This window comes from Campylobacter sp. BCW_6877 (assembly GCF_001762445.1).
GTDB classification, from domain to species: domain Bacteria; phylum Campylobacterota; class Campylobacteria; order Campylobacterales; family Campylobacteraceae; genus Campylobacter_D; species Campylobacter_D jejuni.
The window spans coordinates 66237-90352 of the sequence record NZ_MJWW01000031.1 but is presented as its reverse complement, the minus strand read 5'-3'; the positions used below and the strand labels follow the sequence as shown (position 1 = coordinate 90352).

Genomic DNA, 24116 nt, shown 5'->3' with positions numbered 1-24116 from the left:
GCTTTTTCTTCATTTTTATTCTTTAATTGAAATTCATAAATTTTCTACTATAATTTTACACACATATTAAAATTTTTATTTAGGCTAAAATATGGCAGGCGAAGATCAAGAAAAAACAGAAGAACCCACGTCCAAAAAGATAGAAGATGCGCGTAAAGAAGGTAATGTTCCAAAGTCTCAAGATGCGGCAGCTATTGTAACTTTGATAATTGGAGTAACTATAACTTTATTTATGATGAGTTTTATGGGCGAGAGAATTGTAAATTTATATAGATACTATCAAAGTTTTATTGGTGTTGAATTTGATTTGCGTATTATTCAAGCCATTATGATTAAAAGCATTTTTGAGGTTTTAATTATTCTTGCACCTATTGTTTTAAGTATTATGATTGCTGGGGTTTTGGGAAATATTATGCAATTTGGTTTTATTTTTACAACTAAACCTATTATGCCAAATTTAGGAAAAATCAATCCTCTAAAAGGTTTAAAAAACCTTTTTTCATTGAAAAAAATTGTTGAAAGTATAAAAATTATTTTAAAAGTGGGTATTGTTTTTACTATAGCTTTTATAGTTTTACTTAAATTTATGCAAGAGCTTCCAAGAGTTGAGCTTTATACTATGGTTGCACAGCTTACTTGGCTAAGAGACAGAGCTATTGTTTTAGCAGCTATTGTTATAGTTGCTTTTTTAATTATTGCTGTTTTAGATGTTTTTTTGGTGCGTTTTCAGTATTTTAAAGGTTTGCGTATGAGCAAACAAGAAATAAAAGATGAGTATAAACAAATGGAAGGAGATCCTCAGGTTAAAGGTAGAATTCGTAGACTTCAAATGGAAGCTGCGCGTCGTCGTATGGTTCAAGATGTTGCAGGTGCGGATGTGGTGATCACAAACCCAACGCATTATGCCGTAGCTATTCGTTATGATACAAGTAAAGAACAAGCCCCTAGGGTTGTTGCTAAAGGAGTGGATTTTCTCGCTCTTCGCATAAAACAAGTAGCCTATGAAAATAATGTTGTGGTTTATGAAAATCCTCCTTTAGCAAGAGAGCTTTATAAAGCTTGTGATGTTAATGATCTTATTCCTAGGGAAATGTTTAAAGCTGTAGCTGAGGTGCTAGGATTTGTTTATAATACAAATAATAAGAGTCGTTTAGCTGATCAAGTAAAAAAAGGAAACTAAAACTTTTAAGGTGTTTTAGTTCCTATTTTGTTAATAAGCTCAAGAACCGATTTTTGAGTACTTGTATCTGCTGTGTCGACTTTAAAATATATTTCTACTCTATTATTTTCTAAGGCTTGCGGATTTCCATTGATGGGATTATTAAGCCCGTAGCTTTTAATGCTAATATTTTTCAAATTTGCTCCACCTTCTATAAAATATTTTAATACATTTTCTGCTCTTTGGTAGGCGAGTTCATAACTTCTTATAATAGAGTCGCTATTGTCTGTATAGCCTCTAATTTCTATTTTTGCTTGAGGTGGCAAATATGTTGTTAGTTCAGCCATACGTTTTAAATAATCTTGTATATCAGCTGAAACGATTTGAGCGCTACCTCTTTCAAATTCAACTTTGGATGGAAGGTTAAGAGCAACCTGATTGTCGCTTTGATCTAGAGCCGCTTGAAGACGTTTGATGGTTTCTTGCTGTGTCATAGTCATTTGTTTTAACGATTTGAGTTCATCACTTTCTTCTTTTGCTGCACCCTTATATTTTTCTTGGGTTTTGCTCTCTTCTTTGACTGTTTGAGTAGAGGTATAATCAAAGATTTTAACAAATTCGGTTTTTAAAGCCTCTACTTTAGCAGGATTTGTTTTAGAAATTGCCCAAAGAGCAATAAAAAGTGCCAAAAGCAAACTTAGAAAGTCTGCATAAGGCACGGCCCATTTTTCACCTGCAGGACATTCTGGACATTTATGTTTTTTAGCCATTTTTAACCTTTGTCAAATTGTGAAATTTTTGGATCATCGTGACTTAAGAAATTAAAAAGCTTAGCTTCCAAATCTCTAGGGTTTGCACCTTCTGCAATTCCTTTTATGGCTTCAGTGATGACAATTTGCTCTTTTACAAGATCCATTCCATTAGCTTTCATTTTTCTTCCCCAAGGTGCAAAAAGCGCATAAGCACCAAAAATCCCAGTAACCGTAGCTGTAAAAGCACCTGAAATACCCGCTGCCATTGCTTGGGGATTGTCTAGCAATTTAAGAGCTAGAATAAGACCAAAAACCGCTCCAACAAGTCCCATGGTAGGGCAAGTTTCTCCAAATACTATCCAATATTCTGCGCATTCTTTATAATGCTCTTCAAGTTGTTCGGTTTGTATTTCCATGCTTTCGTGAATTTCTTCAAAGCTTTTACCGTCTACAAGCATCATCATAGCATTTTTTAAAAATTCATTTTCAATCTCATTGGTTCTTGATTCTAATGCTAAAAGTCCATCTCTTCTTGCAATAATAGCAAATTCTATTAACTGGGCTATCCTTTCAGGTAGATTTACGCCAGAGCCTTTAAAGACAACTTTGAGTTCTTTATAAGCTGCTTTTACAATTTTTTTATGTGTAGAAGTCATTGCACAAAATGCAGCTGTTGGCATAACTATAAGAAAGGAAGAAAGATGTATAACATGTAAAGGATTACCACCTTCTAGTATATCTCCTACTGAAATACTAGTAACTGCAAGCACCATTCCCAGTATGGTTGAAAGATCCATATAAATATCTCCTTGATTATTTTAAATCGCCCCAATTTTTGGCAATACTTGAGCTTGTTTTTAATTTTACTTTTAATTTTACTATATTTTCCATAATATCTCTAGTTTTTTTTGCAAAATTTTCACATAAATCATCTTTTACTTCAAAAATTAATTCATCATGAATTTGTAAAATAAGCTTTTTGTCTTCATTTAATTCTTTATTGATTTCTAGCATTGCAAGTTTGATTACATCTGCTGCTGAACCTTGCAAGATTGAATTAATGCTTTCTCTTTCATACATGGCAATTTGCATAGGTTTTGCATTTTCAAAATCAAAATAACGCTTGCGACCGCTTAAAGTAGTGATAAAACCATTTTGTTTAGCTTCGTTTTTAACTGTTTCAAAATATTTTTTAATGCTAGTAAAATTTTCAAAATATTTTTCTATGTAAGATTTGGCTAAATGAGCTTCTATTTTTAAATTTTGACTTAAAGTTTTATAGCCCATGCCATAAATAAGTCCAAAATTTATACTTTTTGCAACACTTCTGGTTTCATAATTGCTTTCTCCAAAAATCATTATAGCTGTTCTTGCATGTATATCTTCATCATTGGCAAAAGCATTTAAAAGTTTTTCATCTTCGCTAAAATGCGCAAGCATTCTCAGTTCGATTTGAGAATAATCAAGAGAGATAAAACTAAATCCATCTTTAGCTACAAAACAAGATTTATAATCTTTTGCGTATTGTCCGTGTGCAGGAATATTTTGCAAATTTGGATCTTTAGATGAAAGGCGACCCGTTGCAGTGCCAGTTTGTAAAAAACTTGAATAAATGCGTGAATTTTTATCTTTTAACGCTAGTTTTAACAAAGGTTCGCAATAAGTGGAATAAAGTTTGGCAAGTTCTCTATAATCTAAAATTTTAGCAATTACAGGATGTTTATCTAAAAGTGCATTTAAAACTTTTTCATCGGTAGAATATCCTGTTTTTCCTTTTTTTCCACTTGGAAGTTTAAGTTTTTCAAAAAGTATATCACCTACTTGTTTAGGTGAGTTTAAGTTAAATCTATCCTCACAAAGAGTATAAATTTCTTCACTTAAATTTTTGATTTCATTTTCAAATTTTTTCATAAGGACTTCAAGTGCATTTGTATCAAGCTTTATGCCATTTTCTTCCATCATCATAATGATTTTAATGAAATCAAATTCACAGTTTTTAGCAAGTTCTAATAAAGGAGTTTCAAGATTTTTTAAAAAATAAAGATAAAATCTTAACGTGATATAAGCATCTTCTGCGGCGTATTTGCAAGCTTTTTCAAGTTCTACACTTGCAAAATTTTCTCCTTTTTTAACAAGGCTTTCAAAATGTAAGGTTTCATAATTAAAAAGTCTTAAGGCTAAATCATCCATATTTACTCTTAAAGAAGGATTTTTAAGCCATGCTAAAATCATTGTATCTGCGTATTTTTGAGGTAAATTTAATCCAAAATTGTTTTGAATGATTTTAAAATCATATTTGAGATTGTGTCCTATAACAAAATGATTAAAGATTAGCTCTATAGCTTTTTTGGCACTTTGCAATGAAATTTGCTCACCTACTCCAAGATAGTTATGAGTTAAAGGCACGTAAAAGGCTTCATTTTCACTCATGCAAAAACTAAAACCAACAATTTTTGCTTCTTTTGTATCAAGTCCTGTGGTTTCGGTATCAAAAGCAATAATACTTTCTTTATCAAGGGTATTTAAAATTTCAAAAAGTTTGTTTTCATCTTGTATTAAAGTGGCTTTAAAACCTAAATTTTTATCTTTATTATCAGGATTTTGACGCAGTTTTTTAAGTAAAGTATTAAGTTCGTAATGTTCTAAAATTTCAAGTATTTTTAAAAGAGGTTCTTCATTAGGATAAGTTGCTTTTTCTATAAGATCTTGCACTTCTAAATTTTCATACAAAGAGGCTAATTTTTTGCTTAAAAATGCATTTTCCTTACCCTCTAAAAGCAAGTTACGACTTCTTTCATTGCGTATTAGAGTTAAATTTCCATAAATTCCTTCTATGCTACCAAATTCATCAAGTAAGGTTTTAGCCCCTTTTGCACCTATACCTTTAACGCCTGGAATATTATCAGAACTATCTCCGCAAAGAGCTAAAAAATCTCTGATTTGATTAGGTTTTACTCCGTATTTTTCTAAACACGCTACTTCATCATAGTCGTTTTTAGAAATGGGACTGTAAATGCTTGTTTTACCATCTTTTATGAGTTGATAAAGATCTTTATCTTGAGTGATAATGCGTACAAAAATGTCCCTATCTTCACAAGTTTTTACAAAAGAAGCGATGATATCATCGGCTTCATAACCTTCCCTAGAAACGCTTATAAAACCCATTTTTTCTATCATCTCTATGCAAATTGGAATTTGTTCTAGAAGTTCAGGTGGTGGTGGAGTGCGATTTTGTTTGTAGTTTGGATCAATTTCGCTACGAAAAGTTTTTCCTTTGGAGTCTAATGCAAAAACAATATAATCACTTTTATGTTCATTTTTTAAGCTATAAATAAAATTTGCAAAACCGCTAATCATTCCACTAGCTTGTCCTTGTGAATTTTTAAAACCTTTTAATGCGTAGTAAAGTCTGAAAAAAAATCCAAAAGTATCGATAATAGTTAAAGTTTTCATAATAATTTCTTCTTTTGATAAAATATATTTTTAAGTTGTATTATTTCAAAATTTTGCTTAAAATGTCTACAATTTAAGATCTTTAAGCAAAAACACTGCAATTTTTAGCCATAATTACAAATTATTTATAAAAAAATATATTAAAATATAAGGATAATGTAATGACAAATCAGCAAATTGATGGAATTGCGGATAAGAATTTTAACACGCCTGAAGGTAGGAAAGTTTTTAAAAAGGCAGTTTTTTCTTGCTGGTTGGGAACTGCTATGGAATATGCAGATTTTGCACTTTATGGTTTAGCAGCTGCAACAATTTTTTCAGAAGTGTTTTTTCCTGAGCAAACTCCAGTAATTGCACTTTTACTTAGTTTTGTAACTTATGGCATAGGTTTTATTGCAAGACCTATTGGGGCTTTGTTTTTTGGTTATTTAGGTGATAAACACGGAAGAAAAAATGTTATGATGGCTACAATAGCTTTAATGGGAATTTCAACTACTCTTATAGGTTTTATTCCAAGTTATGCAGTGATTGGTGTTTGGGCGCCTATTTGTTTGGTTATATTACGTTTTATACAGGGTTTTGGTGCAGGAGCTGAACTTTCAGGTGGAACAGTTATGCTTGGAGAATATGCTCCTAGCAAGAGAAGAGGGCTTGTTTCTTCTGTGATTGCTTTAGGATCAAATAGCGGAACTTTGCTTGCGTCTTTTGTGTGGCTTTTGATGGTACAAATGGATGAAGCAAGTTTTAAAGAATGGGGCTGGAGATTTCCTTTTATGGGAAGTATTTTAATCGCTCTTTTTGCTGTATATATTCGTTTTCATGTCAAAGAAACCCCTGTTTTTGAAAAGCAAAAAAATGAAATGATGAAATTGCGTCTTAATAACGAAAAGCATATGAAAAAAGATGAAAGAAGTTTTTGGCAAAAAAGTCGTGCTTTTTGGACTATGGTGGGTTTAAGAATAGGTGAAAATGGACCTTCTTATCTTGCACAAGGTTTTATTGTAGGCTATGTGACTAAAATTTTACTTTTAGACAAATCAGTTGCCACTACAGCGGTGATGATAGCTTCATTGGTGGGTTTTTTGATTATTCCTTTGGCAGGTTATTTAAGTGATAGATTTGGAAGACGTATTACTTATAGAATGTTTTGTTTGCTTTTGATGATTTATGCTTTTCCTGCTTTTATGCTTTTAGATAGTAAAAATGAAATTATTGTGATTTTAACTATTATTGTAGGTATGTCTTTAGCATCTTTAGGGATTTTTGGTGTACAAGCGGCTTGGGGTGTAGAACTTTTTGGGGTAAAAAACCGTTATACAAAAATGGCTTTTGCTAAGGAGCTAGGTTCTATTCTTTCAGGAGGAACAGCGCCTATGGTGGCTTCTGCTTTGCTTGCGTATTATGGCACTTGGTGGCCTATTGCGACATATTTTGTATTAACTGCAGGTATAGGTTTTGTGACTACATTTTTTGCGCCAGAAACTAGAGGCAGGGATTTAAATAAAATAGAAGATGCGATATGAGACTTATCTTAGACACGGATATAGGCAATGCTATTGCAGGAGCAAATACTGATGATGGTTTAGCGCTTGCTTTGATTTTGGCATCTAAAGAAATCAAACTTGAAATGCTAAGCACAATTTGCGGTAATGTTCCAAGTCTTGTTGCCTATAGCGTGGCTAAGGATTTATTTAAACGTTTAAATTTAAATATCCCCGTTTATTTGGGAGCAAATGAAGCCCTAAAAGAACCAAGTAAAGCTTGGCGTCAAAGACTTGATGAAAGTGTAAAAAATTTTAAACTTGAATATCTTTGGGAAAATATAAAAAGTCCCGAAATTTTAGAAAATATAAATCCTGATGCGATTTTTAAAATGGGTGAGTTGGTGAGTAAAAATCCTAAAGAAATTTCTATTTGCGCGATAGGACCTTTGACAAATATCGCTATGGCTATGAAAATTTTTAAAGATTTTGATATAAATCTTAAAGAGCTTTTTATTATGGGCGGTAGTTTTGATATGCCTTATTATACTAAAGATACAAATTTTGGTTTCGATCCTGAGGCGGCTAGTATAGTGTTAAATTCAAGAGCTAAAATTACACTCGTGCCTTATAATGCAACCATGCAGACTTTATTAACACACGAGGATTTAAAAGAGTTGCAAGGTAAGAATATTTTATGTGATTTTATCGTTGAAACTTTAGGTGTTTGGATTGATTATGCCTCTAAAACACGTGGTACAAAGGGAACTTGGATACATGACGCTTTAACGATAGCTTACGCATTAGATTCTAGTATTGCAGATTTTGATGAGTGTTATGCTGATGTTATTTGCGATAGTTCTTTGGCAAGAGGTATGAGTTGGCGTTGTTTTAAAGAGCCAAAAATGAGTATGGGGGTGGATTTAAGCACTAAAAATTGTGTTAAAATTTTAAAAAATGTAGATAATACAAAGCTTTTAAAACTTATAAAAGAGAGTCTTTTAAAAGGAGTTTGCTATGAAAATTATGAAAGCATAACGACTTAATTTTCCAAGTAAGATAAAAAATATAGTTTTTAAAAAAGAATATTTCGCAAAACCAAGTCCTAAGGCAAAAAGATCTCCCACTAAAGGTAAAAAAGTAAAAAAAGCAAATATACTTCCAAATTTAGCAAAATTAGCATTGAAATTTTCTAATTTTTTTAAGGATTTGCTAAAGTATTTTTCTAAAATTTTTTGCTTACCAAGATAAGCCAAGCCATAAGTACTTAAACTTCCTAAGGTATTACCCAAAGTGGCTACGATAAGCACTAAATTTGGATTAAAATCAAGTTTTATAAAGCCTAAAACAAAGGCTTCACTTGCTAAGGGTAATAGTGTGCTTGAAAGAAAACACACTATAAAAAGTCCTAAATAACTTATATCATTATATAAAAAATCAAACATAAAATTATGATTTTTGTGTATTTTTAAGCTCTAAGTCTAGATAATATCCTGTGTAAGAACGGGTTTTTTTGTGTTCTTTAGCGACTTTTTCCACGCTTCCTGTGCTTATAACTTTTCCACCTTTAACTCCGCCTTCAGGCCCCATATCGATGATATAATCAGCATTTTTAATCACATCTAAATTATGTTCTATTACAAAAACCGAATTTTTAAGATCAACCAAATGTTGTAAAACTAAGATGAGTTTATTAACATCTTCAAAATGTAGTCCTGTTGTAGGTTCATCAAGTATATAAAGAGTTTTTCCTGTATCACTACGGCTTAGTTCTTTAGCAAGTTTGATTCTTTGCGCTTCACCTCCACTTAAGGTGGTGGCATTTTGTCCTAGAGTTAGATAATCTAAACCCACTTTTACTAGAGTGTCTAATTTTTGTTTGATTTTAGGAACGGCTGTAAAAAATTCACTCGCTTCTAAAACACTCATATTTAAAATTTCACTGATATTTTTGCCTTTATATTTGATTTCTAGCGTGGCATCATTGTAGCGTTTGCCCCCGCAAGTATCACAAACTACCATAACATCAGGTAAAAAATGCATTTCTATTTTGATTTCTCCATCTCCGCTACATTTCTCACATCTTCCACCCTTGACATTAAAAGAAAAGCGTCCTGCTTTATAACCACGCATTTTAGCTTCTTTAGTGGCGGCAAAAAGATTTCTGATTTCATCCATAGCGCCTGTATAGGTGGCAGGATTTGATCGTGGTGTGCGCCCAATTGGGCTTTGATCAAGATAAATGACTTTATCAAGTTTTTCAAGTCCTTCTATTTGCACTCCACCAAGTTTTTTAACTTTTTTCGCACGGTTTAATTCCTCTTGTGCAAAAGGAAGTAGGGTTTGAAGTATCAAAGAGCTTTTTCCAGAACCTGAAACTCCTGTTATAGCGACTAAATTTTGCAAAGGAAATTTTACGCTTAAATCTTGGATATTGTTAATATTTACATTTTTAAGCTCTAGCCATTCTTTTTGCTCTCTATTTTTAAGCTGTGAAATTTGTTTTTTACCATTCATATAAAGTGCAGTTTCGCTTTTGCTTTTTAAAAGTTCTTTATAAGTTCCACTAAATACAACCTCACCTCCAAATTTTCCTGCTTTTGGACCAATATCTACAATAAAATCTGCTTCTTCTATGGTCATTTTATCATGCTCTACGACAATTAGGGTATTGCCCTTTTGTTGTAAATTTCTTAAAGTTTTAATCAGTTTTGCAGTATCTCTTTCATGAAGTCCTATGCTAGGCTCATCTAAGACATACATCACTCCACTTAAACCACTGCCAATTTGTGAAGCTATACGGATTCTTTGTGCTTCACCCCCACTAATCGTTCTTGCATCACGCCCTAAAGAAAGATAACCTAGCCCCACATCATACAAGAAAAACAATCTTTCGTTGATTTCTTTTAGGATAGGTTTAGAAATAAGTTTTTGCTGCTCGCTTAAATAGGAAAAATTTTTCTCATCTGCAAAAAAGGCCGTACTATCTTCTATGCTCATATCTAAAATTTCACCCAAGCCTTTTTTGGCTACTTTCACGGCTAAACTTTCTGGTTTTAAACGATGCCCACCACAGTCTTTGCAAATTTTTTCACTCATATATTCGGCTAAATCTTTTTCATCTTTTAGCATTTCATAAGCCATTTTAACCACGCCTTCAAAAGTGCGTTTTAGACGATTTCTTTTCCAAAGAAATTCTATAGTTTTGACATTACCATATAATACAAGGCGTTTTTGCTCTTCGCTTAATTGCATAAAAGGTATTTTGATAGGAATTTCATTTTGTTCGCAAAAGGCGATTAGGAATTTATAATAATAACTTTTGTTAAAACCATACATGATTTTAACAGCACCATTTTCGAGGCTTAAATTTTCATCGATGATTTTTTTCATATCTAAAGTATAACGAATTCCAAGTCCATCACAAGCTTCACATGCTCCTTTTGGAGAATTAAAAGAAAAGCTTAAAGGTTCAAGTGGAACAAAGGAAATTTTACAATCAAAACAAGCTGAATGCTCGCTAAAATGATAGTGTTTATTAAGATTTATTTCTTCATGATTTAAAACTTCTATTTCTATTTCTCCAAAGCTTTCTTGTAAGCCTTTTTCTATATCGCTTGCAAGGCGAGAAAGTAAATCTTCTTGAATTTCAAGTCTATCTATGACAAGTTTAATGGTGTGTTTTTTGGTTTTAGCCAGTTCAATTTCTTCATCAAGTCTTACTAAAACTCCATCAATTTGAGCTCTTACATAGCCTTTGTTGCGCAAATTTTCAAGTAAATCTGCATAAGTTCCTTTTTTTTCTCGTATGAGTGGGGCGTAGATGATGATTTTTGCACCTTTTGGAAATTTTAAAATTTCACTGACTATATCACTTGCACTCATAGATGAGATTTTTTGTCCACATTGATGACAATGTTGAATGCCAACTCTTGCATATAAAAGTCTTAGATAATCATAAATTTCAGTGATGGTTCCCACGGTCGAGCGTGGATTTTTAGAAGTAGTTTTTTGATCTATGGCAATGGCTGGAGTTAAACCTTCGATTTTATCGACATCAGGTTTGCCTACCTTATCTAAAAATTGTCTGGCATAAGCACTTAAACTTTCTATATAACGGCGTTGTCCTTCAGCATAAAGAGTGCCAAAAGCAAGGGTTGATTTTCCACTTCCACTGAGTCCTGTAAAAACAATGAGTTTGTTTTTGGGAATTTCAAGGTGGATATTTTTTAGGTTATTTTCTCTTGCACCAATGATTTTGATGGTATCGTTCATAGTCTTTCCTAAACATTAAAATAAATTTAAGATTTTAGCATAATAATATTAAAAGAACTTGGATAAATCCAAGTTAAAAATTTATAAGATTTAGCTTATTAAGCAAAGAGTGGGTGGTTCCAAGTATTGATAAGGCATATACGCAAAGTAAAATTTTTCTATGAGCTGAAATATGCATTTTTTCTATGATTTTAATTCCTATAAAAACTCCAACCATAGAAGCTATACCTACTAGTATTCCTTTATGAATAACTTCAGAGTCTATAACTCCAGAATTTGAAAAAGATATAACACCAGAGACTGAAGCAAAAATAACAAAAAACAAGGATAAGGAAACAACTTTTTTACTATCATAGCCTAAAAAATAAGCTAAAATTGGAGCAATTAAAAGTCCACCACCAATTCCCAAAGAAATAGCAAAAATACCAGTAAAAGCTCCAGCAATAAATAAAATGACATTCTTTACCCAAACGCTTCTTTGAATTTGCACAATGTTTTCTTTAATTCCAAAAGCATATTTGATAAAAAATATACAACTTACCGTCAAAAATACGCTAGTAAGAGCTACATCGCTTAAAGCTTTTAAAAGTATTCCGCTAAAGCTTGCCCCTATGAGCCCTCCAAAACCTATCATAACACCATCTTTAAGATTTAGATTTTTTTTCTTATAATTAATATAAGAGCCAAAAACTGCTGCAAAAATCATTTGCAATACTGAAATTCCGATAGCATGGTGAGCGCTTGCTCCAAGTGCGAACATAGAAGGAACGATAATCATACCTCCACCAATGCCAAAAAGTCCAGAAGCAATACCTGAAATGATTCCTATGATTAGATAAGGTAAATCTGTGATTTCCATAGCTTTTCCTAAAAAATATTAAATATTTCAAATACGGAATAATTTTATCTTATTAAGCTAAGTATTATCTTAGTTTTTTAAAACAATAGAATATTTTTTTGGTAACTTTAAGCATCGTAAAAATGTTTCAAAATATTATAAAATATAAAGATTTTATAATATTTATTTTAAATTTAAAGCAAAATTTATATTTATTGATTAAAATTAACTTAGACTTTAAAAATTTTCATAAAAGTCTTAATTTTTGAAATATTTTATAAGAAAGGTAAAAGATGAGTGAAAATGATTTTTTTGGTAATTCTTTGATTTTAAAACTTACACACACTCTTCGCTCTTGGCGTTTCTAAACTTCTTTTTATCTAAATTTTTTCTTTAGTATTATTTTTATTTATTTTATTTTTTTAAAAAAGGCCTATTATGTTTGTTAAAAATGTAAATTTTTATTACAGACAAATCCTTGAAAAATTTGAAAATTCTTATTTTGCAGAGGATTTGACTAAGGTAATTATAGGGATTGATTGTGATTATTTAGATGCTAATGAATTATCATTTAGCGAGTTTAAGGCAAAATATTATGAAGCTTTAAGTAAGAATAAAATTTGCGACTTTGCTGGATTTTTTGGAGTTTTTAGTGCGAATTTTGTATCTTTGTTTGAGAAAATTCCACTTTCTTCTAAGAAAAATTATGATTTTCCTTTATTTTTATTTGCCAATGCTAAAGCTTATTTGATTTATGAGAAAAATAGTAAGATGTTTTTTAAATTTGGCGCTTCAAAATATTTTGAATATTTAAAAGATGATATTGAACCAATTAAAAAGAAACAAAAAAATGCTTTTGAAATTTTAAATTCTTTAGAAGATGAAAAAAATGATTTTTTAAAAATGTGTGAAAAAGCTAAAGAATATCTTTTAAGTGGAGATATTTTTCAAGTGGTCTTAAGTAAGCAACTTTGTATCAAGCATCAAGTAAATGCTTTTGATTATTATGAGAGTTTAAGTGCTTTAAATCCAAGCGCTTATATGTATTATTTTCCAAGTAAATATGGTGTTGTTTTGGGTTCTTCTCCAGAGTTTTTATTGAAAATTAAAAAAAGAGAGATTTATTTAGCCCCTATTGCTGGAACTAGAAATTTGGAAAATAACTGTGATCTTTTAGCTTTAGAAAAAGATCTTTTAAGTGATGAAAAAGAACTTAGTGAACATAAGATGCTTGTAGATTTAGCAAGAAATGATGCTTCTAAATTTGGCGCTCAAACAAGAGTGGAAAATCTTTTTTCTATTATTAAAAATAAATTTGTAATGCACATAGTGAGTGAAGTGTATGCCAATATGAAAGAAGATGCGAGTATTTTCGATGTGATTGAAGCAGTTTTTCCAGCGGGAACTTTAAGCGGAGCTCCTAAAATAAGAGCTTTAGAGATCATTAGTGAGCTTGAAGATTGCGATCGTGGAATTTATGGTGGTGCGGTAGGATTTTTAAATTTTAACGAAGACATAACTTTAGCGATTTTAATTCGTTGCGCTTTTTTTACTCAAGATAAGGCTTATTTGGCAAGTGGGGCGGGTATTGTTTTGCAAAGTGAGAGTCAAAAAGAATATGCAGAAATTTGTGCTAAACGCAAGGCGCTTTTGGTAGCTTTTGAAAATTTAAAAAAGGAAAATCAATGATACTTTTAATTGATAATTATGATTCTTTTGTTTTTAATGTCAAAAGCATGTTAGAGCAACTCAGCAATGATGAAATTTTAGTAAGAAGAAATGATGAAATTTCTCTGAGTGAAATTAAAAATTTAAATCCTACTCATATTATTTTAAGTCCTGGTCCAAAGCATCCAAGTCAAAGTGGGATTTGTCTTGAAATTTTTAAAGCAAGGCTTAATATCCCTGTTTTGGGCATTTGTTTAGGACATCAAGCTTTAGCTTTAGCTTTTGATTCTTTAGTGGTTAAGATGCAAGAGCCTATGCATGCAAAAAATTCTTTGATAAAACAATGCAAGGAAAATGAATTATTTTCTAATTTGCCTCCAAATTTTAGCGTGATGCGTTATCATTCTTTAGAGGTTAAACAGCTTAGTGATGAGCTTGAAATTTTAGCCCTTGATGAGAAGGGTGTGATTATGGCTTTGGGACATAAAAATTTACCTTATTATGGTGTGCAATTTCATCCTGAAAGCTATTTTAGTGAATATGGCTTACAGCTTTTTTCTAATTTTTTAAAACAAGATATAAAAAAATCACAAAAACAAGAAAATCCTTTAAGTTTTTATTTGCAAAAAATGAGTGAAAATCATTTTTTACAAAGCGATGATTTTGAGCAAATTTGTAAGATTATTATGTCTAAAGATTATGAAATTTTACAAGTGGCGGCTTTGTTGATTTTAATCACAGAAAAGTCTTTAAACGAAAAATCTTTAAGTGCTTTTGTAAGACAAATTTTAAGATATTCTCAAACTTTTAGTGATGAGAGTGAGATGATTGATATTTGCGGAACAGGTGGAGATGGTTTTAAAAGTATCAATGTTTCTACGACTAGCGCTTTTATTTTAGCAGCTTTAGGGGTAAAAGTAGCCAAACACGGAAATCGTGCCATTTCAAGTTCTAGCGGAAGTACAGATGTGTTAGAAGCTTTAAATATAACTACTCTAAACACTTTAGAATCAGTTTTAAAACAACTAAATAATCAAGGGCTTAGTTTTTTACATGCTCCATTTTTTCATCCTTTAGTAGGAGAACTTAAAGAGATCAGATCAAGACTTGGAGTAAGAACGGTTTTTAATGTTTTAGGTCCTTTATTGCACCCTAATTTAAAGTTAAAATATCAACTTATGGGAAATTATCACGCACCTGTGCATAGGCTTTTGATAGAGGTTTTAAAAAATTTAGGACGCAAAAAAGCTTTAGTGGTAAGAGGAAATGATGGTATGGATGAGCTTAGTATTTGTGATGAAAGTAAAATTTATGAGCTTTGTGAGGGAGAAATTTTAGAGTATTCTATCTGTCCTGAACAATTTGGTTTTAAAAGAGCTTTTCATAGTGAAATCATAGGATCTAGTGCATATGAAAACGCTAAGGATTTAAAAGATATTTTAAGTGGTAAAATGCAAGGGGCAAAATTTGATTTAGTAGTTTTAAATGCTATGTTTGCACTTTATACAGCCAATAAAGCAAGTTCGCCTTTAGTGGCTAAAGATATGATTTTAGAAGCCATTTATTCAGGTAAGGTTATAGAGTATTTTAAGGAGTATCAAGCTTATGCTAAAGCTTAAAATTTGTGGCATTAAAGATGAAAAAAATGCTAAAGATTTAGCTTTTTTAAATATTGATTTTTTTGGACTTATTTTTGCTAAAAGTCCAAGAAGAGTGAGTTTAGAACAAGCAAGAAATTTAAGTGCAATTTTTCATGAAAAAGATAAAAAAGTTGTCGGTGTTTTTGTAGATGAAAATTTGGAACAAATTTTAAGATGTATTCAAGAAGTTAAGCTTGATGGAGTACAAATTTATCGCACTATTACCAAAGAAGAATTTGAAATTTTAAAGGTACAAAATGTTTTTGTATGGCAGGTGATAAGTGTGGAAGATAGTTTAGATTTAAAAAGTGAAATTTTTGCTGATTTAGTGCTTTTTGATGCTAAGGGAATTTTAAAGGGCGGTAATGGAATAAGTTTTAATTGGACTTTATTAAGTTCTTATACTAAAGATTTTGTATTAGCTGGAGGCATAGGTTTGGATAATATTCATAAGGCCGTAAAAACAGGAGCTAAAATTTTAGATCTTAATTCGAAGCTTGAAGATGAAAAAGGCTTAAAAGATATCAACAAAATAAAACAAATTTTAAAGGAGCTGAAAAAATGAAAAAAGCATATTATGGGGATTTTGGTGGGCAGTTTTTGCCTGAAAGTGCAATGTTTGCTTTAAATGAGCTAGAAAGTGCTTTTTTGAAATTTTCTAAAGATAAACTCTTTAAAAAAGAATTAAACGAGCTTTTAAAAACTTATGTGGGGCGTCCTACTCCGCTTTATTTTGCTAGAAATTTAAGCAAAAAATATCAGCATGAAATTTATTTAAAACGCGAGGATTTAAATCATACTGGAGCACATAAAATCAATAATGCCATCGCTCAAGCCCTTTTAGCAAAAAAAATGGGAAAGAAAAAAATCATAGCAGAAACAGGAGCAGGTCAACACGGACTTGCAACAGCCACTGCAGCAGCACTTTTAGGACTTGAATGTGAAATTTATATGGGGGCAACTGATGTACAAAGACAGGCTTTAAATGTTTATAAAATGGAGCTTTTGGGTGCTAAAATTCATGCAGTACAAAGTGGGCTTAAAACTCTAAAAGAAGCTACTACTGCAGCTATTCAAGCTTGGGTTGGAGATATTAAAAATATTTTTTATGTGGTTGGAAGTGCGGTAGGTCCTTATCCTTATCCTAAAATGGTAACGCATTTTCAAAGCATTATAGGAAAAGAATGCAAAATGCAACTTCAAAAACTCAATAAAAAAGTAGATTATATTATTGCAGCTGTTGGGGGTGGAAGCAATGCAGCTGGGATTTTTTATGATTTTATCAAAGATGAAAATGTTAAACTTATAGGTATTGAAGCAGGGGGGCTTGGCATCGATACACCTTATCATGCAGCGACTTTAAATAAGGGAAAAACAGGCATTATTCACGGTATGAAAACCAAGGTTTTACAAGATGATTTAGGCAATATCTTGCCTGTGCATAGTGTTTCTGCAGGGCTTGATTATCCAGGAATTGGCCCTTTGCATGCTTTTTTATTTGAAAGTAAAAGAGCGCAATATCATGCTATAAGTGATGAAGAATGTATGCAAGCTTTAAAATTACTTTGCAAAGAGGAAGGTATTATTGCAGCGATTGAAAGTTCGCATGCTTTAGCGTTTTTAGAAAAACTTTGTCCAACTTTAAAAAAGAAAAGCGTGATAGTAGTAAATCTTTCAGGCAGAGGAGATAAAGATATGCAAATGATTAGAGATTATAAAAAAGGGGTGATTTATGGTTGATTTTAGAAAATTTTATAAAGAAAATGCAAATGTGGCTTATACGGTTTTAGGTTATCCAAATCTTCAAACAAGTGAAGCTTTTTTGCAAAGATTAGATCAAAGCCCTATTGATATTTTAGAACTTGGTGTTGCTTATAGTGATCCTATTGCCGATGGTGAGATTATTGCAGATGCGGCAAAAATAGCTCTTAATCAAGGCGTGGATATTCATAGTGTTTTTGAGCTTTTAGCTAGGATAAAAACTAAAAAAGCTTTGGTTTTTATGGTTTATTATAATTTAATTTTTTCTTATGGCTTGGAAAAATTTGTGAAAAAAGCAAAATCTTTAGGGATTTGTGCTTTGATTGTGCCTGAATTGAGTTTTGAAGAAAGTGATGATTTAATTAAAGAGTGTGAAAGATATAATATAGCCTTAATCACACTTGTAAGCGTTACAACCCCTAAAGAAAGGGTTAAAAAATTAGTAAAACATGCTAAAGGTTTTATTTATTTATTAGCAAGCATAGGTATTACAGGTACGAAAAGTGTCGAAGAAGCAATCTTGCAAGATAAAGTAAAAGAAATCAGATTTTTTACAAATTTGCCTATTTTTGTAGGTTTTGGCATTCAAAATAATCAAGATGTAAAAAGAATGAGAAGAGTTGCTGATGGAGTGATTGTGGGAACTAGCATAGTAAAGTGTTTTAAACAAGGAAATTTGGATATAATAATGAAAGATATTGAAGAAATTTTCAAAAAATAAAATTTTAAAACATATTTTTATTTTATATTTACTATAATTTTAAATTAAGTTTTTTATAAAGGTGGTAGCTATGTTAAAGATTCTTGAGTATTCCATCACTCATTTTTGCGAGCATATCTTAAGACTTCGCATTGAAGCAGCTCAAGATATAAGCGGTGAACTTTATGGAGCGAGTATTTCTATCATGGGCAAAAGCGAAGGAGAAAGTAATTTTTATTTATTTTTTCCAAAAGAATTTTTAAAAAAAATTGCAGAAATTTTAATTAATGATGAAAAATTTAAAGAAGATGACTGGTGCGATTTAACTAAAGAATGTGCCAATCAGATTATAGGTTATGCTAAAAATTTGTTAAATGATGCCAAGGGTGATGACGAGTATAAACTCGGAATTCCGGAATATTTAGGAAAAGTTGATTTTTCTGAAATAGTTCTAGATGAAGCTTTAACTTATAAATTTGAAAATTGTTATTTTAGAATAGGATATTGCAAATAATGAGCGATGATATAGAGTTTAACATTCATCATGGGCTTTTACAATCTTATGAAGATATCTTAGATATTACAGTAGATTTTGTAAGCGAGCTTGGAACTACAAATATGAGTGTAGCGGAGCTTTTAAAACTTGAAGTAGGTTCGGTTATTGATCTTGAAAAGCCTGCTGGAGAAAGCGTTGAGCTTTATATCAATAAAAGAATTTTTGGCAAAGGCGAGGTTATGGTTTATGAAAAAAATCTCGCTATAAGAATTAATGAAATTTTGGATTCTAAGACTGTGCTTCAATACTTTAAAAAAGAAATTTAAATGAGATTGCTAGTATTATTTTTTTTAATTTTACCTTTATATAGTGTTGAGTTGATTAGTTATAATATCTACGATAGAAATGACCGAGTAGATTTAATGCTTTCTTTTGATAATGCTTATAATGGCAAGATTTCTCAAAAAAAAGAAAAAAATTTAACTCTTTTAACTTTTAGTGATTTAACGTATTCTAAAGATGAATTAAAAGAACTTAACTCTCAACTTGTAGATAAAATTAGTATTAGTTCTAAAAATAATAATACCTATATTATGCTACAAAATAAACAAAATATTAATTTAGAACTTAGCTCTATCAATGATAAATTTGGAGTAAGAATACGAGCTATAGAGCAAGGGAAAGCAAATATCGAATCTATAGTATCACCTACAACTACTGCGAATAATTCTCAAGAATTAATGCCTAAACCAAAAAGTACAAGTTTAGAAGGGTATGATTATACAAATTATATCTTGGTAATGCTGAGTTTAGTTATTTTGTTAATAGTGCTTTGGTGGTTTAAAAAGACTATGGTTTATAAAAATAACAATGTTTCTAGAGATTTTACTATGATTTTCCAAAGATTTTTAGATAAAAATAATCAACTTGTTGTTTTTGATCATGCTAATAAACGTTATACAATGATAATAGGTAATTCCAATGTGCTTTTAGAAAGTGTTGAAATTCCAGAGGAACAAACAATAAAACATACAGAAAAAACAGAGAAAAATTTTGATTCTTTTTTTGAAGAGAATAAAAAAAGAATTCAAAATCTTATAGAGCAGCGTCAAAAAGGTAAAAAATCTTAAATTTTTTGATTGATTGCCAATGCTATGGTAACTGGTTTTGCAATTTTTTTGAGCTCATCTTTGGGTAAATTAAGAATTTTGTTTTCTTGATATATATAAAGAGTATTGTTTGCAAAAGCAAAATCAATCTTATCTTCATTTGTGCTTAAAGTTTTAGCTAAGCACAAAATAAAATTAAGCCATGAAATGGTATGAATATTGGGTAAAAGTTGTTTATAGGGTTCAAGATTATAAGGATTAACTTTTTTTCCATTAAGCTTAATAATGCTAGCAATTAAAGCTTTTTCTTTATGCGAAAATCCATAATTTAATCCACCTAGTACAAAATGAGCAGAGTGTTCATTAGCAAAATAGAAATTTAAATATTCTCCAATATGGCATAATTTAGCAGCATTTAGTAAAGTATGTTTGTAGTTATCGTTAAGTCTATGAAGATTTTTAAGGGCTGTAAAAATTTGCAGAGCAAAATGTGGAGTTTTATTTTTTTGTTTTGATTGTAAAAATTTATCTTGTAAACATTTTAAACTAGGATTGAAATTTGATGGAAATGTGATTTTAGGACGAAGCAAATCTTGTAAATAAACTCCTTCTCTGATTCCAACTCCACTCGTGATAACTTGTTTGGCTTTTATTTTTTCCGCAATCTTTAAAAAAATAAATATACCTTCTTTAATGGTATCAAAACGATCCTTTTTTATGCCAAAATTGATTAAAGAGTCTAAGTTTGAATTAAAAATTTTTAAAATATGTCCTTTTTCTTCATCTAGCATATAGCGAAAATCATGTAAATTTTTCAGTGGATAGGAATTTTTTTGCATGATGGAATTAGATATTGCTCTTAAGCTTCCACCTATTGCAATAAGGTTTTGATTGCAAAATTCTTTAGGAATTTGTTCTAAAATTGGTTTTATAAATTCTTCTAAAGAATCCATTTTTCCAGTATCATAGAATAATTCTTTTAGCCTAACAGTGCCAATATCAAGAGATATGCAAGAAATAATTCTATTATTTTTTATTAAACACAATTCACTAGAACCACCACCTATGTCTAAAGTGGTTCCATCCTTAAAAGGACTTAATAAATTTAAAGCCGCAAGACCACCTAAGTAGCTTTCGCTTTTTCCATCTATACAGCGTATATTTAAAGACAGATTATCTTTGATTCTCTTAATGAAATTTTTTGAATTTGGGGCATCTCTTAAGGCTGATGTGCCTACTATAAATATTTTTTTGCATTTATGCTTTAAAGCGCATTGTTTGAAAAAAGCTAAAGCATCTTCAGCTCTTTGCATGGCTTCTTCTTGGAGAATTTTGCCATTATTATAAGCATTTTCTCCAAGTCTTACTTTGCGTTTGTATTCGCAAGTTGTATAAAAACCATATCTAGAAGTTTTTTCAAAAATCACCATTCTAATGGAGTTTGAGCCAAGATCAACAACGGCTGTTTTTTTTGCCATTAAAATTCTCTATCTCTATGTTTGAGTTTTAATTCTTCTATAGTTTCTACATTATCAGGATCAGGAATGATACATTCATATGGGCAAGCAACAATACAGGCAGGCTCTGAAAAATCATTAACGCACTCTGAACAAAGATCAGGGTCTATTACATAAATTGGACTATTTTCATAAATAGCTTCATCAGGACATTCTTCTCTGCAAGCATCACAACATACGCAGTCTTTTGTAATTAAAAGAGACATCATAACCTTTCAAAAATTTAAAAAATAATTTTAGTTTATACAATAACCAAACTTAAATAAAATATAAAAATAGAAATAAAGATAAATTTTTTGCACCGAAGGTGCAAAATTGTTAAGATTTTTTAGGGAAGCAGAAACGGTATCCTCTACGACGAACTGTTTCTATGGTAGATATATTTAATGGTTTATCCATTTTTTGACGAATTTGATTGATAGCTACTTCGATAACATTTGGAGTTACTAGCTCAGGTTCTTCCCAGATGGCATCTAAAAGTTGTTCTTTGGATACAATTTGATCCGAATGTCTTGCTAAGTGCGTTAAAACTTCAAAAGGTTTTCCTTTAAGTTCTATATCTTGACCTTTATAAGTAATTTTTTCCTCATCTGGATCAATAACTAAGTCTTCAATTTTAATAACATTGGTTCCGCCAAGTCTTAGTCTTGCTTCAATTCTTGCGAGTAGAATATCAAAATCTAAAGGTTTTCTAACAAAATCATCAGCTCCAGCTTTCAAAGCTTTGATTTCTGTTTCTTTGTCTGTTTTTGAAGACATAATCATAACTGAAGTTCTTGGAGATTTATGTTTGATGGTATTAACAAGTTCTGCTCCATCTCCATCAGGTAAAGTCCAGTTTGCTAAAACTAAATCATAATGTCTAATGCCGATAAAGTATTCTCCATCTTTAAAATTTTCAGAAGAATCGGTTTGATAACCAAATTCATTAAGATTGTCTATAATTGTTTTATTTAGGCTAATCTCATCTTCTATAACTAAAATTCTCATTTGTTCTATCCTTATTAAGAAAAATTTAAAGAATTATATCATAGCTTAAGTAAATGTTTAGATATCTTTAAAAAAAAATTAATATTTTTTTTTCAATTTAACCCCAACTGTAGCATTTTTTATTATATGGGGTTTGAAAATTTTTATGTTAAGATTGGTTAAATTAGGAAAATCTTTTTTTAAATTTAAGCTTACAAAGTCTAAAGACTCTTCAAGGGTGTAAAATTCTTCTTTTTTATACCATTTTTTAATTTTGGTAATTACCTCTGCATAATTTAAAAATTCATTTGCTTTAGCTTTAAGCTTGATAATAATTTTTTGTTTTTTCCTTCTTTCGAAATCTAATATACCAATGATACACTTAAAGTGAAATTTTATTTTTATATGACTTTGCATTCTTCTTTAAAAATCAATCTTTTAATATTAGGTAGATGTTTATATACTATAATAAAAGCGATAATGAAAACGGGTGCATGTGTATGAATTTCTAAGTCATAATTAAATATAAAAGAACTTGCAACAAAAGCAAGTAACGCTGCTAAAGAAGCTAGCGAAGATATTTTGAAAATTTTTCCAATAACTACCCACACAATAAATGCTGTAAGCACTTCCAATGGAAGCAAAACTATCATAGCACCTGCTCCTGTTGCTATGCCTTTCCCTCCTTCAAATAACAAGTAAATTGAAAAACAGTGTCCAAAAATAGCCAAAACTGCCACGCTCCAAAGCAAAGCTTGATCATAATGAAGAAATTTCAAGATTAGTAAAGGAATAGCTGCTTTTGCAAAATCTAAAATTATTGTAGCAATGGCAAGTTTTTTTGCTAGTTTGGGATTTTTTTCTTTTACTACTCTTAAAACATTGGTTGCCCCTATACTTTTTGAACCTTCTTTTTTGATATCAGTTTTAGCAAAAAATTTAGCTAGGATTAGCCCAAAAGGGATTGAACCTAAAAGATATATAAAAGCGTAAATTATTAAATTTTCCATAATATCCTTTTCAAATCATCTTAAAATTTTAAGATTTATAACTAAAAATTATATCTTATGAAAATAAATAAACAAAAAATAATTTTTAAGATAAAAATAGTATTAATTAATTATAAATATTTTTCAATAATATTTATTTTTATTTAAGCTCTAAATGATTATTATTTTATTTTAATTTATCTTTAATAGGAGTTTGTAAATGAAAGTAAAATCATTGCTAATCGCATCCTTAGTTGCTTTTTCAAGCTTAAATGCTGCAAGTCTTATAGATGAAGCTAAAAATTCAGGTCTTGTTGCCTTACCAAAAGATCAAAAAGGCGTTGATGAAATTTTAAAACAAAATGGAGTAAAGGCTAGTGAATTTACTCTTGAAAAAGCAGAGCTTGGTAAAAAGCTTTATTTTGAACCACGCCTTTCAAAAAGTGGTATCATTTCTTGTAATACCTGTCATAATGTAGGACTTGGTGGAATAGATGGAATCAGTACTGCAATAGGTCATAAATGGACAGCAAATCCTCATCATTTAAATTCACCAACAGTTTATAATGCAGTTTTAAATAGTACTCAATTTTGGGATGGTCGTGCAGGAACATTAGCCGATCAAGCTAAAGGTCCAATCCAAGCTGATCCTGAAATGGCAACTCCTGCTAAACTTGCAGTAGAAAAAATTTCATCTTTGCCTGAATATGTGAGTGAGTTTAAAAAAATCTATGGTAAAAGCGGTGTAAATTTTGACAATATTGCTGATGCAATTGCAAATTTTGAAAGAACTTTGATCACTCCATCTCGTTTTGATAAATTTTTAGAAGGCGATGAAAAAGCTTTAACAAAAGAAGAACAAAAAGGCTTAAAGCTTTTTATAGACAAGGGTTGTGTAGCTTGTCATAATGGTGTGAATTTAGGTGGCAATATGCAAGCGTTTGAAGTTGCTGGTAAATATAAATTTGCAAATTTAGGTGATTTTAAAGGTGATGCAAATGGCATGGTAAAAACTCCAACTTTAAGAAATGTTGCTGAAACTGCTCCATATTTTCATAATGGTGCGATTTGGAATTTAAAAGATGCTATTAAGGAAATGGGTAGTGTGCAACTTGGCATTAAAATTTCTGATAAAGAAGCAAAAAGTATTGAAACTTTCTTAAAATCTTTAACAGGAACAAAACCAGCAATTGTTTATCCACAACTTCCTATTTCTACCGAAAGAACTCCTAAACCTGAACTATAAGGTTCCAAGCAAGCTCTATTTTTAGAGCTTGTTTAAATTTCTTTATCTTAGCTTTGTTATAAT

24 protein-coding genes are annotated in these 24116 nt (G+C 30.7%); 13 read left to right on the top strand and 11 right to left on the bottom strand.

The features are described 5' to 3' along the window. Positions 1-91 precede the first annotated feature (91 nt). Complete coding sequence (flhB, locus tag AJ936_RS02755) at positions 92-1180, top strand: flagellar biosynthesis protein FlhB (protein ID WP_070243301.1); 1089 nt, start codon at positions 92-94, stop codon at positions 1178-1180. A gap of 5 nt (positions 1181-1185) precedes the next feature. Here flhB and motB read toward each other — a convergent pair whose 3' ends face one another. From motB to polA, 3 genes are read right to left on the bottom strand one after another with little or no spacing between them, the layout of a single operon-like run. Next, on the bottom strand, positions 1186-1929 hold the full coding sequence (motB, locus tag AJ936_RS02750; protein ID WP_002861111.1) for a flagellar motor protein MotB: 744 nt from the start codon (positions 1927-1929) through the stop codon (positions 1186-1188). Positions 1930-1931: 2 nt separating this feature from the next. Further along, complete coding sequence (gene motA / locus AJ936_RS02745; protein ID WP_002880492.1) at positions 1932-2708, bottom strand: flagellar motor stator protein MotA; 777 nt, start codon at positions 2706-2708, stop codon at positions 1932-1934. A 16-nt stretch (positions 2709-2724) separates the two neighbouring features. Then, positions 2725-5364, bottom strand: a complete 2640-nt coding sequence (polA, locus tag AJ936_RS02740; protein WP_070210131.1) for a DNA polymerase I — start codon at positions 5362-5364, stop codon at positions 2725-2727. A 161-nt stretch (positions 5365-5525) separates the two neighbouring features. On the opposite strand from polA, the gene AJ936_RS02735 reads away from it, so the two are divergent. Together AJ936_RS02735 and AJ936_RS02730 are read left to right on the top strand one after the other, a co-directional pair. Continuing rightward, positions 5526-6887, top strand: a complete 1362-nt coding sequence (locus AJ936_RS02735; RefSeq protein WP_070274032.1) for an MFS transporter — start codon at positions 5526-5528, stop codon at positions 6885-6887. Next, complete coding sequence (locus tag AJ936_RS02730; RefSeq protein WP_070210133.1) at positions 6884-7891, top strand: nucleoside hydrolase; 1008 nt, start codon at positions 6884-6886, stop codon at positions 7889-7891. The genes AJ936_RS02735 and AJ936_RS02730 overlap by 4 nt, the downstream gene beginning before the upstream one ends. On the opposite strand, the gene AJ936_RS02725 is transcribed toward AJ936_RS02730, so the two are convergent. The 3 genes from AJ936_RS02725 to AJ936_RS02715 form a co-directional block, all read right to left on the bottom strand. After that, the gene (locus AJ936_RS02725) at positions 7847-8290 is read right to left on the bottom strand and encodes a YqaA family protein (RefSeq protein WP_002866650.1); all 444 of its coding nucleotides are present in this window, start codon (positions 8288-8290) and stop codon (positions 7847-7849) included. The genes AJ936_RS02730 and AJ936_RS02725 overlap by 45 nt on opposite strands. Before the next feature lie 4 nt (positions 8291-8294). Further along, complete coding sequence (uvrA, locus tag AJ936_RS02720; RefSeq protein ID WP_070210134.1) at positions 8295-11120, bottom strand: excinuclease ABC subunit UvrA; 2826 nt, start codon at positions 11118-11120, stop codon at positions 8295-8297. Positions 11121-11193: 73 nt separating this feature from the next. Further along, positions 11194-11979: a sulfite exporter TauE/SafE family protein gene (locus tag AJ936_RS02715; protein WP_070210135.1), complete on the bottom strand. Its 786-nt coding sequence runs from the start codon at positions 11977-11979 to the stop codon at positions 11194-11196. A gap of 122 nt (positions 11980-12101) precedes the next feature. On the opposite strand from AJ936_RS02715, the gene AJ936_RS02710 reads away from it, so the two are divergent. The 9 genes from AJ936_RS02710 to AJ936_RS02670 all read left to right on the top strand — a co-directional run bounded on the left by AJ936_RS02710 (position 12102) and on the right by AJ936_RS02670 (position 19353). Next, a complete protein-coding gene (locus AJ936_RS02710; protein ID WP_002854718.1) occupies positions 12102-12227 on the top strand; it encodes a hypothetical protein in 126 nt (41 codons plus the stop codon). Positions 12228-12396: 169 nt separating this feature from the next. Beyond that, a complete protein-coding gene (locus AJ936_RS02705; RefSeq protein ID WP_002861115.1) occupies positions 12397-13647 on the top strand; it encodes an anthranilate synthase component I family protein in 1251 nt (416 codons plus the stop codon). Further along, on the top strand, positions 13644-15245 hold the full coding sequence (gene trpD, locus AJ936_RS02700; RefSeq protein WP_070210136.1) for an anthranilate phosphoribosyltransferase: 1602 nt from the start codon (positions 13644-13646) through the stop codon (positions 15243-15245). Before AJ936_RS02705 ends, trpD begins: the two co-directional genes overlap by 4 nt. After that, positions 15232-15831 (top strand): phosphoribosylanthranilate isomerase, encoded by a 600-nt coding sequence (locus AJ936_RS02695; RefSeq protein ID WP_002854429.1) that lies wholly within the window; start codon positions 15232-15234, stop codon positions 15829-15831. Before trpD ends, AJ936_RS02695 begins: the two co-directional genes overlap by 14 nt. Next, positions 15828-17006, top strand: coding sequence for a tryptophan synthase subunit beta (gene trpB, locus AJ936_RS02690; protein WP_002857405.1), 1179 nt, complete (start codon positions 15828-15830; stop codon positions 17004-17006). The genes AJ936_RS02695 and trpB overlap by 4 nt, the downstream gene beginning before the upstream one ends. After that, positions 16999-17748, top strand: a complete 750-nt coding sequence (gene trpA, locus AJ936_RS02685; RefSeq protein ID WP_044778489.1) for a tryptophan synthase subunit alpha — start codon at positions 16999-17001, stop codon at positions 17746-17748. Before trpB ends, trpA begins: the two co-directional genes overlap by 8 nt. A gap of 70 nt (positions 17749-17818) precedes the next feature. After that, on the top strand, positions 17819-18241 hold the full coding sequence (locus tag AJ936_RS02680) for a chemotaxis protein CheX (protein ID WP_044780438.1): 423 nt from the start codon (positions 17819-17821) through the stop codon (positions 18239-18241). Then, the gene (gene fliN, locus AJ936_RS02675) at positions 18241-18549 is read left to right on the top strand and encodes a flagellar motor switch protein FliN (protein WP_002824739.1); all 309 of its coding nucleotides are present in this window, start codon (positions 18241-18243) and stop codon (positions 18547-18549) included. Before AJ936_RS02680 ends, fliN begins: the two co-directional genes overlap by 1 nt. After that, complete coding sequence (locus AJ936_RS02670; RefSeq protein WP_053872663.1) at positions 18550-19353, top strand: hypothetical protein; 804 nt, start codon at positions 18550-18552, stop codon at positions 19351-19353. Here AJ936_RS02670 and AJ936_RS02665 read toward each other — a convergent pair. The 5 genes from AJ936_RS02665 to plsY all read right to left on the bottom strand — a co-directional run bounded on the left by AJ936_RS02665 (position 19350) and on the right by plsY (position 22828). After that, positions 19350-20810, bottom strand: a complete 1461-nt coding sequence (locus AJ936_RS02665) for a Ppx/GppA phosphatase family protein (RefSeq protein WP_070210137.1) — start codon at positions 20808-20810, stop codon at positions 19350-19352. The two genes, AJ936_RS02670 and AJ936_RS02665, sit on opposite strands and share 4 nt — an antisense overlap. Next, positions 20810-21055: a YfhL family 4Fe-4S dicluster ferredoxin gene (locus AJ936_RS02660; RefSeq protein WP_002854647.1), complete on the bottom strand. Its 246-nt coding sequence runs from the start codon at positions 21053-21055 to the stop codon at positions 20810-20812. Before AJ936_RS02660 ends, AJ936_RS02665 begins: the two co-directional genes overlap by 1 nt. A gap of 112 nt (positions 21056-21167) precedes the next feature. Then, the gene (gene hsrA / locus AJ936_RS02655; protein WP_053872665.1) at positions 21168-21839 is read right to left on the bottom strand and encodes a homeostatic response regulator transcription factor HsrA; all 672 of its coding nucleotides are present in this window, start codon (positions 21837-21839) and stop codon (positions 21168-21170) included. Positions 21840-21917: 78 nt separating this feature from the next. Continuing rightward, positions 21918-22235 carry a dihydroneopterin aldolase gene (locus AJ936_RS02650; RefSeq protein WP_002857609.1) on the bottom strand — a complete coding sequence of 106 codons (318 nt, stop codon included), beginning with the start codon at positions 22233-22235 and terminating at the stop codon, positions 21918-21920. After that, positions 22220-22828 (bottom strand): glycerol-3-phosphate 1-O-acyltransferase PlsY, encoded by a 609-nt coding sequence (gene plsY / locus AJ936_RS02645; RefSeq protein ID WP_002861122.1) that lies wholly within the window; start codon positions 22826-22828, stop codon positions 22220-22222. The genes AJ936_RS02650 and plsY overlap by 16 nt, the downstream gene beginning before the upstream one ends. 199 nt (positions 22829-23027) lie before the next feature. On the opposite strand from plsY, the gene AJ936_RS02640 reads away from it, so the two are divergent. After that, on the top strand, positions 23028-24053 hold the full coding sequence (locus AJ936_RS02640) for a cytochrome-c peroxidase (protein WP_053872645.1): 1026 nt from the start codon (positions 23028-23030) through the stop codon (positions 24051-24053). Positions 24054-24116: the final 63 nt, after the last annotated feature.

What these genes read in the sequence shown, in the direction of transcription:
- plsY (WP_002861122.1), bottom strand. Translation starts at nt 22,828, where the DNA reads ATGGAAAATTTAATAATTTACGCTTTTATATATCTTTTAGGTTCAATC.
- uvrA (WP_070210134.1), bottom strand. Translation starts at nt 11,120, where the DNA reads ATGAACGATACCATCAAAATCATTGGTGCAAGAGAAAATAACCTAAAA.
- trpA (WP_044778489.1), top strand. Translation starts at nt 16,999, where the DNA reads ATGGTTGATTTTAGAAAATTTTATAAAGAAAATGCAAATGTGGCTTAT.
- motA (WP_002880492.1), bottom strand. Translation starts at nt 2,708, where the DNA reads ATGGATCTTTCAACCATACTGGGAATGGTGCTTGCAGTTACTAGTATT.
- AJ936_RS02725 (WP_002866650.1), bottom strand. Translation starts at nt 8,290, where the DNA reads ATGTTTGATTTTTTATATAATGATATAAGTTATTTAGGACTTTTTATA.
- fliN (WP_002824739.1), top strand. Translation starts at nt 18,241, where the DNA reads ATGAGCGATGATATAGAGTTTAACATTCATCATGGGCTTTTACAATCT.
- trpB (WP_002857405.1), top strand. Translation starts at nt 15,828, where the DNA reads ATGAAAAAAGCATATTATGGGGATTTTGGTGGGCAGTTTTTGCCTGAA.
- polA (WP_070210131.1), bottom strand. Translation starts at nt 5,364, where the DNA reads ATGAAAACTTTAACTATTATCGATACTTTTGGATTTTTTTTCAGACTT.
- AJ936_RS02735 (WP_070274032.1), top strand. Translation starts at nt 5,526, where the DNA reads ATGACAAATCAGCAAATTGATGGAATTGCGGATAAGAATTTTAACACG.
- trpD (WP_070210136.1), top strand. Translation starts at nt 13,644, where the DNA reads ATGATACTTTTAATTGATAATTATGATTCTTTTGTTTTTAATGTCAAA.
- AJ936_RS02715 (WP_070210135.1), bottom strand. Translation starts at nt 11,979, where the DNA reads ATGGAAATCACAGATTTACCTTATCTAATCATAGGAATCATTTCAGGT.
- motB (WP_002861111.1), bottom strand. Translation starts at nt 1,929, where the DNA reads ATGGCTAAAAAACATAAATGTCCAGAATGTCCTGCAGGTGAAAAATGG.
- AJ936_RS02705 (WP_002861115.1), top strand. Translation starts at nt 12,397, where the DNA reads ATGTTTGTTAAAAATGTAAATTTTTATTACAGACAAATCCTTGAAAAA.
- AJ936_RS02710 (WP_002854718.1), top strand. Translation starts at nt 12,102, where the DNA reads ATGTTTCAAAATATTATAAAATATAAAGATTTTATAATATTTATTTTA.
- AJ936_RS02660 (WP_002854647.1), bottom strand. Translation starts at nt 21,055, where the DNA reads ATGTCTCTTTTAATTACAAAAGACTGCGTATGTTGTGATGCTTGCAGA.
- AJ936_RS02680 (WP_044780438.1), top strand. Translation starts at nt 17,819, where the DNA reads ATGTTAAAGATTCTTGAGTATTCCATCACTCATTTTTGCGAGCATATC.
- AJ936_RS02695 (WP_002854429.1), top strand. Translation starts at nt 15,232, where the DNA reads ATGCTAAAGCTTAAAATTTGTGGCATTAAAGATGAAAAAAATGCTAAA.
- AJ936_RS02650 (WP_002857609.1), bottom strand. Translation starts at nt 22,235, where the DNA reads ATGCAAAGTCATATAAAAATAAAATTTCACTTTAAGTGTATCATTGGT.
- AJ936_RS02665 (WP_070210137.1), bottom strand. Translation starts at nt 20,810, where the DNA reads ATGGCAAAAAAAACAGCCGTTGTTGATCTTGGCTCAAACTCCATTAGA.
- hsrA (WP_053872665.1), bottom strand. Translation starts at nt 21,839, where the DNA reads ATGAGAATTTTAGTTATAGAAGATGAGATTAGCCTAAATAAAACAATT.
- AJ936_RS02640 (WP_053872645.1), top strand. Translation starts at nt 23,028, where the DNA reads ATGAAAGTAAAATCATTGCTAATCGCATCCTTAGTTGCTTTTTCAAGC.
- flhB (WP_070243301.1), top strand. Translation starts at nt 92, where the DNA reads ATGGCAGGCGAAGATCAAGAAAAAACAGAAGAACCCACGTCCAAAAAG.
- AJ936_RS02730 (WP_070210133.1), top strand. Translation starts at nt 6,884, where the DNA reads ATGAGACTTATCTTAGACACGGATATAGGCAATGCTATTGCAGGAGCA.
- AJ936_RS02670 (WP_053872663.1), top strand. Translation starts at nt 18,550, where the DNA reads ATGAGATTGCTAGTATTATTTTTTTTAATTTTACCTTTATATAGTGTT.